Annotated in this window: 12 protein-coding genes; all 12 read left to right on the top strand. The window is 37.6% G+C overall.

The genetic code is table 11. From position 1 onward, the window contains the following. The first annotated feature begins 30 nt into the window (after window positions 1-30). The 12 genes from prfB (at window position 31) to IGI58_RS02100 (ending at window position 12146) form a co-directional block, all read left to right on the top strand. A protein-coding gene (gene prfB / locus IGI58_RS02155; RefSeq protein WP_140405338.1) for a peptide chain release factor 2 occupies window positions 31-1132 on the top strand; the annotation gives its coding sequence in 2 pieces (ribosomal slippage) (window positions 31-102 and window positions 104-1132; 1101 coding nt in all). Between the two features lie 107 nt (window positions 1133-1239). After that, on the top strand, window positions 1240-1926 hold the full coding sequence (ftsE, locus tag IGI58_RS02150) for a cell division ATP-binding protein FtsE (RefSeq protein ID WP_087641284.1): 687 nt from the start codon (window positions 1240-1242) through the stop codon (window positions 1924-1926). After that, on the top strand, window positions 1919-2803 hold the full coding sequence (gene ftsX, locus IGI58_RS02145) for a permease-like cell division protein FtsX (RefSeq protein ID WP_087641285.1): 885 nt from the start codon (window positions 1919-1921) through the stop codon (window positions 2801-2803). The genes ftsE and ftsX overlap by 8 nt, the downstream gene beginning before the upstream one ends. Before the next feature lie 104 nt (window positions 2804-2907). Beyond that, window positions 2908-4356: a cardiolipin synthase gene (cls, locus tag IGI58_RS02140; RefSeq protein ID WP_429954686.1), complete on the top strand. Its 1449-nt coding sequence runs from the start codon at window positions 2908-2910 to the stop codon at window positions 4354-4356. A 171-nt stretch (window positions 4357-4527) separates the two neighbouring features. Beyond that, complete coding sequence (locus IGI58_RS02135; RefSeq protein WP_429954688.1) at window positions 4528-5382, top strand: phosphate ABC transporter substrate-binding protein PstS; 855 nt, start codon at window positions 4528-4530, stop codon at window positions 5380-5382. Between the two features lie 324 nt (window positions 5383-5706). Then, the gene (gene pstC, locus IGI58_RS02130; protein WP_087641288.1) at window positions 5707-6627 is read left to right on the top strand and encodes a phosphate ABC transporter permease subunit PstC; all 921 of its coding nucleotides are present in this window, start codon (window positions 5707-5709) and stop codon (window positions 6625-6627) included. Then, complete coding sequence (gene pstA, locus IGI58_RS02125; protein WP_087641289.1) at window positions 6627-7511, top strand: phosphate ABC transporter permease PstA; 885 nt, start codon at window positions 6627-6629, stop codon at window positions 7509-7511. The genes pstC and pstA overlap by 1 nt, the downstream gene beginning before the upstream one ends. A gap of 16 nt (window positions 7512-7527) precedes the next feature. Beyond that, window positions 7528-8328, top strand: a complete 801-nt coding sequence (gene pstB / locus IGI58_RS02120; protein ID WP_087641290.1) for a phosphate ABC transporter ATP-binding protein PstB — start codon at window positions 7528-7530, stop codon at window positions 8326-8328. 10 nt (window positions 8329-8338) lie between these two features. Further along, window positions 8339-9097: a phosphate ABC transporter ATP-binding protein PstB gene (gene pstB / locus IGI58_RS02115; protein ID WP_069661845.1), complete on the top strand. Its 759-nt coding sequence runs from the start codon at window positions 8339-8341 to the stop codon at window positions 9095-9097. Window positions 9098-9113: 16 nt separating this feature from the next. Further along, window positions 9114-9785: a phosphate signaling complex protein PhoU gene (phoU, locus tag IGI58_RS02110; RefSeq protein ID WP_087641291.1), complete on the top strand. Its 672-nt coding sequence runs from the start codon at window positions 9114-9116 to the stop codon at window positions 9783-9785. Window positions 9786-9989: 204 nt separating this feature from the next. Beyond that, window positions 9990-11369 (top strand): hexose-6-phosphate:phosphate antiporter, encoded by a 1380-nt coding sequence (uhpT, locus tag IGI58_RS02105; RefSeq protein ID WP_429954691.1) that lies wholly within the window; start codon window positions 9990-9992, stop codon window positions 11367-11369. 15 nt (window positions 11370-11384) lie between these two features. Further along, window positions 11385-12146: a tyrosine-protein phosphatase gene (locus tag IGI58_RS02100; RefSeq protein ID WP_429954693.1), complete on the top strand. Its 762-nt coding sequence runs from the start codon at window positions 11385-11387 to the stop codon at window positions 12144-12146. The last annotated feature ends 1 nt before the right edge of the window (window position 12147 follow it).

Raw genomic sequence — 12147 nt, 5'->3', positions numbered from 1 at the left:
AATGAGCATAATCGAAAGGAAGAAATGATCATGGAAAATGCTGAAATTCGAACACTTTTAGATGAAATGAACCAATCAATCACAAGCTTCAGGGGGTCTCTTTGACTTAGATCAGTTGGAAGAAGATATTGCAGAAGCTGAAAATAGAATGGCAGAACCTGGATTTTGGGATGACACAGAAACAGCTCAGCAGTTAATCAATGAAACAAATATCCATAAAGAAAAATTCCAGCAATTTCATCAATTTGCAGATGAACTGGAAGAACTAGAATTGATGAGCGAGATGCAGCAGGAAGAATTCGATGCTGAGACTCAGACAGAATTAGAAGAACGGTTACTGGCGTTGAAAGAAAAGCTCAGTATCTATGAACTTTCTCTTTTATTAAACGAACCTTATGATAAAAATAATGTCATTATGGAATTGCATCCGGGAGCCGGTGGTACAGAGTCGCAGGATTGGGGAAGCATGTTACTTAGGATGTACACTCGATGGGCGGAAAGTCATGGTTTCCAAGTCGAAACTCTTGATTATCAAGCTGGAGATGAAGCAGGTATCAAAAGTGTGACACTTTTGATCAAAGGATATAATGCTTATGGCTATTTGAAATCCGAGAAGGGCGTCCATCGTTTAGTTCGAATTTCTCCTTTTGATTCTGCTAAACGCCGCCATACTTCATTTTGTTCTGTTGATATTATGCCTGAATTAGATGAGAATGTTGAAATTGATATCAATTCGGATGACTTGAAAATCGATACCTATCGTGCGAGTGGAGCTGGAGGGCAGCATATCAATAAAACAGAGTCAGCTGTTCGAATCACTCATATTCCTACTGGCACAGTCGTTGCCAGCCAAGCTCAGCGTTCGCAATTAAAAAACCGGGAACAAGCAATGGGCATGTTGAAAGCAAAGCTTTATCAATTGGAAATGGATAAAAAAGCACAGGAAGCTGCTGCTTTACGTGGAGAGCAATTAGAAATCGGTTGGGGTTCACAAATCCGTTCTTATGTTTTTCATCCTTATTCAATGGTCAAAGACCACCGAACCAATTTCGAAACAGGAAATGTACAGGCTGTAATGGATGGAGATTTAGATGGCTTTATCGATGCTTATTTAAAACATCAATTAAATTGAGCTGTTTACATAAATGAAACAAAATTGTAAACTCTTGAAAGAGCCTTGAAACAAAGACATGTTATAATGATTGATAGTCTAGAAAACAGAGATGGAGAGAATACGCCATGATTGAAATGAAAGATGTAATGAAGAAATATTCGAATGGTACAACAGCTATCCGTAATATTTCAGTAGAAATTAACCAAGGTGAATTCGTTTATGTGGTTGGTCCTTCAGGTGCAGGTAAATCAACATTTATCAAATTGATGTACCGCGAAGAAAAAGCAACAAAAGGGCGCTTGAAAGTTGCCGGCCATGATTTAATGAAAATAAAAAATGCGGAAGTCCCATACCTTAGAAGAGAAATCGGGATTGTCTTTCAGGATTATAAACTATTGACGAAAAAAACAGTTTATGAAAATGTAGCCTATGCAATGCAGGTTATTGGCCGTAAGCCAAGAGATATCAAAAAACGAGTAATGGAAGTTCTTGATTTAGTTGGACTAAAACATAAAGTTCGTGTTTTCCCAAGTGAATTATCTGGTGGGGAACAACAGCGTGTATCAATTGCTCGAGCAATTGTAAATACACCTAAAGTTCTAATTGCAGATGAACCGACAGGAAACCTTGACCCTGAAAATTCATGGGAGATCATGAAATTATTGGATCGGATCAATGCACAAGGGACAACAGTCGTAATGGCGACACATAATAGTACGATTGTAAACACGATTCGTCATCGCGTTATTGCCATTGAAAATGGTCGTATTATTCGAGACCAAGCGGAAGGAGAGTATGGCTACGATGATTAGAACGTTCTTTACTCACGTCCTAGAAAGTATTAAAAGTTTAAAACGTAACGGCTGGATGACGATTGCTTCTGCCAGTGCAGTTACGATTACTTTAGTTCTTGTTGGGATTTTTATGGCAGTGATCTTCAATGCAACCAAGTTAGCAAAAGATATCGAAGAAAACGTAACTGTTTCGGTTTTTGTTGATATTGGTACGACACCAGAAGAAATGCAAAAATTAGAAAAAGAATTAAATAAAATCGATAATGTTGAAACGATTTCTTATTCAAATAAGGATCAACAATTGAAAAAAATCCAACAACAAATGGGTGAAGCATGGAACCTATTTGAAGGGGATAGCAATCCATTATATGATGTTTACTACGTAAGTGCGAAAGAGCCATCAGATACGAAGAAAATTTCGCAAAAAGCAGCAAAACTGCCAAATGTCTTTAAAGCAGATTACGGTGGCGTATCATCTGATAAGATCTTCAGTATTGCCGGCAAGGTTAGAACATGGGGATTAGGTGCAGCAATCTTACTATTGTTTGTCGCTGTGTTCTTGATTTCTAACACGATTCGTATTACGATTCTTTCTCGTCAAAGAGAAATCCAAATCATGCGATTAGTTGGTGCAAAAAACGGATATATCCGCTGGCCATTCTTTATTGAAGGGGCTTGGATCGGATTGATCGGGGCAATCATCCCGATTCTGTTATTAACATTTGGATATCAACAATTTTACAATTTATTCAACCCTCAACTATTGCGCTCAAATTATTCACTATTGAAACCAGAATCATTTGTTTGGCAATTAGATTTATTGATGGTCGTGATTGGGATGACGATTGGTTCGTTAGGTTCGATCATTTCAATGAGACGTTTCTTAAAAATTTAATAGAAAAAAAGCAGACGAATTTTGTCTGCTTTTTCTTTACTTATTTTCATAAGTTCGTTATGCTTTACAAGGGGGATCAATGGGTTTGCGGATTGGGGGAATAGATGAAGTTTTTATATGAAAATTTATTTGTTATTATTTTTATTGCGAATATGCTTTTATCGTTGATTATTGTATTTCGTGAAAGAAAGCAAACAGCACAAACATGGTCTTGGCTGTTAGTGTTGATGTTTATTCCTGTGTTAGGTTTTATTTTATATATATTCTTAGGTCGAGGAATCTCCAAAGATAAGATATTTGATATGAAAATGCAGCCTAAAATCGGGATGAACGCTGAAATAGAATCGGAAAAACAATCATTGTTGAGAGGCCTGTTTCCGCATCCGGCAACAGGTGATGTCGATCCAAAGCAATTGATCTATATGCTGACAGTATTTGAAAGTTCATTGTATACAACAAATAATGAACTTTTTCTTTATACGGATGGACGGGAAAAGTTTGACGGCTTAATTAAAGATATTCGAGAAGCAGAGCATCACATCCACATGGAATATTATATTTATCGTGGAGATAATTTAGGGAAAGAACTGCGGCAGGAATTAGTTGATGCGCTGAAACGAGGCGTTAAAGTCAGGTTACTATTGGATGCCTGGGGATCAACTCAAGTAAATATGAAATTTTTTGAAGAGTTGCGCCATTTAGGAGGAGAAGTTGCCTTCTTCTTTCCATTATTTGTACCTTATTTAAATCCTAGAATCAATTACCGGAACCATAGAAAAATCGTTGTGATCGATGGAAAAATTGGTTATACTGGGGGCTTTAATGTTGGTGATGAATATTTAGGCAATGTAAAAAAATTCGGTTATTGGCGTGACAATCATTTGAGAATTCACGGTGAAGCTGTTTACAGTTTGCAAAATCGCTTTTTAATGGATTGGAACTCACAGCATAGAAAAGAATTAAGCTATGATTCAGCATTTTTTCCACCAATTCATTCTGAAGGAAAAAAAGCAGCTCAGATCGTAACAAGCGGGCCGGATTCAGAGCATGAACAAATCAAAATGACTTATTTAAAAATGATTTCGATTGCCAAAAAAGAGATTCTGATCCAGACACCGTACTATATTCCAGATGCTTCGATTCATGAAGCACTGAAGCTGGCATTGCTATCTGGTGTGAAGGTACGTATCCAGATTCCTAATAAGCCAGATCATATGTTGGTGTATTGGGCAACGTATTCATTTTCTGCAGAGCTATTAGAGTATGGTGCGATTATCGAAACGTATGAACATGGGTTTATTCATGCGAAGACAATGATCATCGACGGTGGTATTGTTTCTGTAGGCTCGGCTAATATCGATGTACGCTCTTTTCGTTTAGATTTTGAAGTAAATACAATTATTTATGATCAATCTTTTGCAGAAGAAGTTCGATCAGCATTTTACGAAGATTCTAAAGTATCGGAATTGTTAACAGAGGAGAAATACCGTAATCGAGGGGTCATTATTAAGCTCAAAGAAGGGTTAGCACGCTTGATTTCGCCATTATTATAAGAATCTATTGAAGAGACTGACAGAGCACTTATTGAGTTGCTATGTACAGTCTTTTTTTGTTAAGTGTTATTTAATTCTTGAAATAAGTTAATTTGGAAACTTATAATTTTCAAGTTAAAAAGTTAATGTTAAAATAAATTGATGAATTGAGTTTGGAGGAATATAAGCTAAATGAAAAAGAAAATGCTATTATTTTTTAGTTTAATTGGATTAGTTACATTATCAGGATGCGCAAAATGGATCGACCGAGGAGAATCGATCACAGCTGTGGGCTCATCGGCATTGCAGCCTTTAGTAGAAACTGCTGCGGAAGAATTCCAAAGCCAAAATCCTGGTCGCTTTATCAATGTTCAGGGTGGAGGAAGCGGAACGGGATTGAGCCAAGTTCAATCAGGAGCAGTTGATATCGGAAATTCCGATTTATTTGCTGAAGAAAAGAATGGGATCGATGCTGCTAAACTAACAGATCATCGAGTCGCCGTGGTTGGTATTACTCCGATTGTTAACAAAAATGTTGGTGTATCAGATATTTCTTTAGAAAATCTGAGAAAGATATTTTTAGGAGAAATCAAAAACTGGAAAGAAGTTGGCGGAAAAGACCTTCCGATCGTTATGCTTAATAGAGCCGCTGGAAGTGGAACAAGAGCAACGTTTGAAAAGTGGGTGCTTGATGGTAAAACAGCGATTCAGGCACAAGAGCAAGACTCAAGCGGTATGGTTCGCTCGATCGTTGCAGATACACCTGGAGCGATCAGTTATACTGCATTTTCATATGTGAATGATGAAGTAAGCACGTTAAGCATCGACGGTGTGAAGCCGACAGATGAAAACGTAACAACGAATCAGTGGATTGTTTGGTCCTATGAACATATGTATACATTGGGTGAGCCTAAAGAGCTAACAAAAGAGTTTTTGGCCTTTATGCTATCAGACGAAGTACAAGAAAAAATCATTGGTCAATTAGGGTATATTCCAGTTTCCAGAATGGAAGTTGAACGTGATTGGCAAGGTAATTTAGTTAAATAAGTGGCCTTTACACAAAATTTACAAACTTAACACAAGCTTTACATGTTATTAAACGCAAATTTATGTTGAAAAGATACACTTGTTTTGTTATGGAAAATGTTTTGAAAAGCGCTGAAGTAGCTGACTGAAAAAAGAGCTGGGTATGAGAGGAATTATTATTGTCTAATGATCTTTGAAGACGAAGCAAGCTTATTCAGATTTTGGTTTTTTTAGCTACAAAGGATGGTCTTTAGGAAAAAGATAAAAGTGACGCATTTGATTTTGTCTAGTTTTCTGTCAGAGTGGGCCAAGCTCATCACGCTTTTAAAATAAGGAGGAATTTTCTTGGAAGATGTGCAGAAAAAATTGTTAACTAAATCAAAACGTGCCAAGATGGAACAACGAGGAAAGTTCATTAGTTTCCTTTGCATCGCTTTGATTGTTTTAGTAGTATTATCGATCTTTTATTTTGTAGCAAGTAAAGGCTTGGCAACCTTCTTTACAAATAAAATCGGTGTTTCAGACTTTCTATTTGGAAAGAATTGGAATCCTAGTGAGACAGGAACAGATGGAAAGCCAATGGTTGGCGCTTTGCCAATGATCACAGGGTCATTTATCGTTACATTTTTGTCTGCAATCATTGCGACGCCGTTTGCAATTGGAGCAGCGGTTTTCATGACAGAAATTTCTCCTAAAAAAGGTTCGAAAATTTTACAGCCTGTAATTGAATTATTAGTTGGGATTCCCTCAGTTGTCTATGGTTTTATTGGACTATCAGTGATCGTACCGTTTATTCGTTCAATTTTTGGTGGGACCGGCTTCGGGATTTTGGCTGGAACGTTCGTCCTTTTTGTTATGATTCTACCAACAGTTACAACAATGACGGTCGACGCATTGAAATCAGTACCGCGTCATTATCGTGAAGCTTCACTAGCTCTAGGTGCCACACGTTGGCAAACGATTTATAAAGTTGTGTTACGTGCTGCTGTGCCTGGGATTTTGACCGCTGTTGTTTTTGGGATGGCACGTGCATTTGGTGAAGCACTGGCAATTCAAATGGTCATCGGAAATGCGGCTATCATGCCATCAAGTTTAACGACACCAGCATCAACTTTGACAAGTATCTTAACGATGGGGATTGGAAATACGATCATGGGCACAGTCGAAAACAATGTCCTATGGTCATTAGCATTGATCTTATTACTGATGTCACTGTTCTTCAATATTATTATCCGAATCATTGGTAGGAAAGGAGCCTTGAAATAATGAATGCAAAAAAAGCAGATAAATTTGCAACAGGTGTCCTGTATTTTATTTCAGGCGTGATCGTTTTGATTTTGGCAGCGCTGCTCCTGTATATTTTAGTCCGAGGAATTCCTCATATCTCGTGGGATTTTCTGACAAAACCTTCTAAAGCCTATCAGGCTGGCGGGGGTATTGGTATTCAGCTTTTTAACTCTCTTTATTTATTATTGATCACAATGTTGATCAGCTTTCCGATTTCTTTAGGCGCAGGCATCTATTTGTCTGAGTATGCTAAGAAAAACTGGGTAACAGATGTCATTCGGACATCTATTGAAATCTTAAGTTCATTACCTTCAGTTGTAGTTGGTTTATTCGGTTTCTTGATTTTTGTTGTGCAAATGGGGTATGGATTTTCAATTATTTCAGGTGCCTTAGCTCTAACATTCTTTAATTTACCGCTCTTAACTAGAAACGTTGAAGAATCGTTAAAAGCCGTACACTATACACAGCGTGAGGCGGGGTTGTCTTTAGGTCTATCTCGTTGGGAAACCGTCACTAAGGTGGTTGTTCCAGAGGCTTTGCCTGGGATTTTGACTGGAGTGATCTTAAGCTCTGGACGGATTTTTGGTGAAGCGGCAGCATTGATCTATACAGCGGGTCAAAGTGCACCAGCACTTGATTTCACAAACTGGAACCCATTAAGCGTATCTAGCCCAATCAGTATTTTCCGACAAGCTGAAACGCTAGCTGTTCATATTTGGAAAATCAACACAGAAGGAACAATGCCTGATGGTGCGGCTGTTTCTGCTGGAGCTTCTGCAGTCTTGATTTTAGTTGTTTTATTATTCAACTTCGGAGCTCGTTTTATTGGAAACAGATTGTATAAGAAAATGACATCAGCCTAAGGTTAGGGGAATCAGAATGAAAGAATATAATTTGAATGAAACCAATATTATCAAGGTGCCGGAGCCGGTCGCTTTACATACAGATGACCTACATGTCTGGTATGGAGATAATGAAGCGATCAAAGGTGTCGACTTAGCCTTTGAAAAAAATAAAATCACTGCACTTATCGGACCTTCCGGTTGCGGAAAATCAACTTACCTGCGTTCGTTGAATCGAATGAATGACGGGATCGCTAATACAAGAGTAACAGGAAACATTATGTACAAAGGTGTGAATGTCAATACCAAAGAAGTGGATGTTTATGAAATGCGTAAACGGATCGGTATGGTATTTCAACGACCAAATCCATTCAGTAAATCGATTTATGAAAATATCACATTTGCTTTAAAACAACACGGTGAAAAAAATAAGAAAAAATTGGACGAAATTGTTGAAACCAGTTTAAAGCAAGCTGCTCTTTGGGATCAAGTCAAAGATAATCTTGATAAGAGTGCATTGGCATTATCCGGCGGACAACAACAGCGTTTGTGTATTGCCAGAGCAATCGCGATGAAACCGGATATTTTATTGCTGGATGAGCCGGCAAGTGCTTTAGACCCGATCTCAACTGGTAAAGTTGAAGAAACTTTAGTCAATTTGAAAGATGACTATACGATTATTATCGTGACACATAATATGCAACAGGCTGCCCGTATCAGTGATTACACTGCCTTTTTCTATCTTGGTAAAGTGATCGAGTACGATGAAACCAGAAAAATCTTTACACGACCAAAAATTCAAGCCACAGAAGATTATGTTTCTGGACATTTTGGTTAGGAGGAACAAGATGACAAAAGAGATTATTTCATCAAAGGATCTACATCTATATTATGGTAAAAAAGAAGCACTCAAAGGGATCGATCTAAGTATCAATCAGGGTGAAATCACTGCAATGATCGGTCCTTCCGGCTGTGGTAAATCGACGTATCTTCGTTCATTGAACCGAATGAATGATTTGATTCCAGGTGTGACGATCACAGGAAGCGTGGTTTATAAAGGAAAAGATATTTATGGACCGAAGACAGATACGGTTGATTTACGTAAAGAAATCGGGATGGTCTTCCAACAGCCAAATCCTTTTCCATTTTCGGTCTATGAGAATGTTATTTACGGGCTGCGCTTAAAAGGTGAAAAGGATAAGCAGGTATTGGATGAAGCGGTTGAAACCAGTTTAAAAGCCGCTGCAGTATGGGACGATGTAAAAGATAAACTGCATAAAAGTGCGTTGTCCTTATCTGGTGGACAGCAGCAACGGGTTTGTATTGCTCGCGTTTTAGCGGTAGATCCGGAAATTATTTTATTGGATGAACCGACGAGCGCGCTCGATCCTGTCTCAAGCGGGAAGATCGAAAATATGCTGTTGACCTTAAAAGAGAAATATACGATGATCATGGTGACACACAATATGTCACAAGCTTCTCGAATTTCTGATAAAACTGCTTTCTTTTTACAAGGGGAATTGATAGAATTTAATGACACAAAGAAAATATTCTTAAATCCAAAGGAACAACAAACAGAAGACTATATTTCTGGGAAATTTGGATAAAAAAGGAGGAAACCACATGTTGCGTAGTCAGTTTGAAGAAGAATTATTAAATCTGCATAATCAGTTTTATGAAATGGGAATGATGGTGAGTAATGTTGTACATAAATCGGTACGTTCTTACATCAACCATGATAAAAAGATCGCTAATGAAGTCATCGATTATGATGTTGAAATCAATGATATGGAAGTCAAGCTTGAAAAGAAAAGTTTTGAAATGATCGCGTTACAACAACCAGTAACTACAGACTTGAGAATGATCATCACGGTCATGAAAGCCAGCTCTGACCTTGAAAGAATGGCAGATCATGCGGTGTCTATCGCCAAGTCAACGATTCGTCTAAAAGGGGAAACGCGTATTCCTGAAATCGAAAAAGAAATCTCAGACATGTCCGATTATGTAAAAAAAATGGTCGATAATGTGTTGATCGCATACGTGAAAACAGATCAAAAAGATGCTCGAATGATCGCTAAAATGGATACTCGAGTAAATGAATATTTTGATAGTATCTACAGCCACTGTATTGAAGCAATGCAGTCTAATCCGGAAACAGTAGTGAGTGGAACGGACTATCTTCATGTAGCGACTTATTTAGAACGTATCGGTGATTATGTAACAAACATTTGTGAATGGATCGTTTATCTGGCGACTGGTAAAATCACTGAACTAAATAGCAATCACGATGAATAAGTTATGACAAACAGCAGAAAAAAATTTATTTGAATAAAAACAAAAGTATCTCAGCTAAAATGACATAGTTGAGATACTTTTTTACTAAAAAAATAATTTGAACAAAATTTCAACAAGTATTTACATTTGTTCTTCCGTCGTGTATGATACAACTATATTGGAAAGCGCTAACCATTATAATCAATTTTTTCGAGGTGAGATAATTTGGAAGAAACGAGTAAAGTTGTTGGTAAACAAGCTCAGTTGACCTTGACTGAACAAAGAAAACAATGGTTCAAAGAATTTATGAAACCGTTTTTGGTCGTTGTTGTCATTTACATTACGATGTATATGATCCGAAATAATTTTAAAGCAGCACAACCGTTGTTAAAAAGTCAGTTAGGGCTGACTACAACAGATCTAGGTTATATTGGTTTTGTCTTTTCCATCGTTTATGGTTTTGGTAAATTTATCGTTGGTTATATCGTCGATGGAAAAAATACAAAGAAAATCTTATCTATATTGCTGCTATTATCATCGATCACCGTTTTATGTATGGGAATTCTTTTTACAATGAATAATGTCCCAATGGGCTGGATCGTTGTTTTGTGGTCGTTGAACGGACTTTTCCAGTGTGTAGGCGGACCAAGTTGTGCTTCTGTGATCACGCAATGGACAACTAGAAGCAATCGTGGCAGATACATTGGCTTATGGAATGCTTCACATAATATTGGTGGCGGTTTTGCAGGGATTTTTGCTGTATGGTGTGCTCAAACCTTTTTTAAGGGTCAGGTTGCAGGTATGTTTATCATTCCAGCATTAGTTGCAGCAGTCATTGCGATCGTAACATTCTTTATCGGTAAAAACAGACCAGAAGATCTTGGCTGGAATTCAAGCGAAGAAATCTTTGGTGAGCCGGTTGAAGAAGCGAATGTAGATGCTGAGAACTTAACGAAATGGCAGATTTTCAAGAAATATCTTTTAACGAATCCATACATTTGGGTGCTGTGTGTGGCCAATGTATTTGTTTATATTGTTCGTATTGGTATCGATAACTGGGCACCACTATATGTAACAGAGCATCTGAATTTTTCTCAAGAAGCTGCAGCTCAAACTATTTTCTACTTTGAAATGGGTGCTTTGATCGGCTGTCTTGGCTGGGGCTACATCTCAGATTTATTAAAAGGTAGACCTGCTTTAGTTGCAACGATCAGTACTATTTTGTTACCGATCGGAATCATTGCGTATCAGATCGGTACGACAGAAGTAGTGATCAATAGTGCATTATTTATTCTAGGTATGATGATCTTTGGCCCACAGTTGTTGATCAACCTTTCGATGTTGGGCTTCGTACCTAAAAAGGCGACAGTTGTATCTGGCGGATTGCTTGGCGCATTTGCCTACTTGTTTGGTGATTCGATGGCAAAAATTTTATTGGCTAAGATCTCGGATCCATCCAAAAATGGAGTAAACTTCTTTGGACATGTTCTGCATGGCTGGAATGATACGTTTATCATATTTTACATTTCAATCGTGATCATCGCAGTTCTTTTGGGGATCGTTGCATTTGCAGAAGAAAGAAAAAGAAAACAAGTAAACGTATAAAGGTGGAATAAATGAATGAATGTACAAATCACAAATTTTAGAGATTTAGGCGGTATTAAAAATAAAAACGGGAAAAAAGTAAAACCAAGAAAATTATTGCGTTCGGGCCATCTGGTGAATTTAGATCAAGCAACACAAGACTTACTTGTTGATACGTTCAATTTGACAAGGATCATCGATTTCAGACGAGATTTTGAAATCAGTGAGTCGCCAGATACACCGATCGAAGATGTTGAGTATATCAATTTAGATTTATTAGGAAAAATGAACGCTAAAAGTTCGAGTTTGGCAGATTTTGCTAAATTGAAATCGATCGATGCTGTTGATCAGCATATGTTAGGGGTTTACGAAGATTTGATTTTGAACCCGGGAGCACAGGAAGGCTTTACCGAATTTATGGACTATATATTAGCGAATAAAACAGGAGCAACGATTTTCCATTGCTTTGCCGGTAAAGATCGGACAGGATATGCCTCTGCATTATTATTATTACTTTTAGATGTAGAAAAGGAAGAAATCTACAAAGACTTTCTGATCACCAACACAGAAAGAAAGCAAGCAAATGATCAGCTGATCCAACAGTTTAGAGAACAAGGCTTTGACGAAGAACAGTTGGCATCGCTAGCAACAGCGCTGTATGTCAAAGAAGAATATCTGGATCACGCATTCAATTTGATTGAGAAAAACTTTGGTACAGCTGAAAAATATGCGGCAGAATGTCTAAATATCGATCAGGAAAAATTAAATGAATTAAGAGCGATGTATTTGACAGATTAAG

The organism is Enterococcus sp. AZ020 (assembly GCF_050499205.1).
Lineage (GTDB): Bacteria > Bacillota > Bacilli > Lactobacillales > Enterococcaceae > Enterococcus_L > Enterococcus_L dunnyi.
This window is presented reverse-complemented; position numbering and strand designations above follow the sequence as displayed.

Excerpts from the sequence above, each read along its gene's own strand:
- ftsE (WP_087641284.1), top strand. The coding sequence starts at position 1,240 with ATGATTGAAATGAAAGATGTAATGAAGAAATATTCGAATGGTACAACA.
- ftsX (WP_087641285.1), top strand. The coding sequence starts at position 1,919 with ATGATTAGAACGTTCTTTACTCACGTCCTAGAAAGTATTAAAAGTTTA.
- cls (WP_429954686.1), top strand. The coding sequence starts at position 2,908 with ATGAAGTTTTTATATGAAAATTTATTTGTTATTATTTTTATTGCGAAT.
- IGI58_RS02135 (WP_429954688.1), top strand. The coding sequence starts at position 4,528 with ATGAAAAAGAAAATGCTATTATTTTTTAGTTTAATTGGATTAGTTACA.
- pstA (WP_087641289.1), top strand. The coding sequence starts at position 6,627 with ATGAATGCAAAAAAAGCAGATAAATTTGCAACAGGTGTCCTGTATTTT.
- pstB (WP_087641290.1), top strand. The coding sequence starts at position 7,528 with ATGAAAGAATATAATTTGAATGAAACCAATATTATCAAGGTGCCGGAG.
- pstB (WP_069661845.1), top strand. The coding sequence starts at position 8,339 with ATGACAAAAGAGATTATTTCATCAAAGGATCTACATCTATATTATGGT.
- phoU (WP_087641291.1), top strand. The coding sequence starts at position 9,114 with ATGTTGCGTAGTCAGTTTGAAGAAGAATTATTAAATCTGCATAATCAG.
- IGI58_RS02100 (WP_429954693.1), top strand. The coding sequence starts at position 11,385 with ATGAATGTACAAATCACAAATTTTAGAGATTTAGGCGGTATTAAAAAT.